The sequence below is a fragment of the Janibacter sp. CoH_79_TC_3 genome, from assembly GCF_058197955.1.
Genome location: NZ_JBXWIV010000140.1, coordinates 1 through 255, shown reverse-complemented (window position 1 = coordinate 255; position 255 = coordinate 1). Strand labels below are relative to the sequence as shown.

1 protein-coding gene is annotated in these 255 nt (G+C 40.0%); it reads left to right on the top strand.

The features are described from left to right. The coding region (locus AC2FA3_RS15395) for a DUF2992 family protein (RefSeq protein WP_490510349.1) at positions 1-110 on the top strand (110 nt) is incomplete at its 5' end. Positions 111-255: the final 145 nt, after the last annotated feature.

The following is a 255-nucleotide window of genomic DNA, read 5'->3' as shown; positions in this document are numbered from 1 at the left end:
AGAATAAACAGGAGCGTAAAGTGAGGAGCCGTGAGAAAAAAGAAGCGGACGAACTGCGAATGTTTGAACTGAAACAGCAAAAGAAAAGAGAAAAGCATAGGGGACATTAGTCCCTTGGGCTTTTGCTCAAATTCTAATTTTTGAAACTGAGAAATCGGAATTTCAAGGAGGTGTTTTTATGCCACAAATGAATAAGGGAGGAAAATTTATTTTCGGGAAATCACTCATTCGGACGGATGGAACATTGCGGATTCC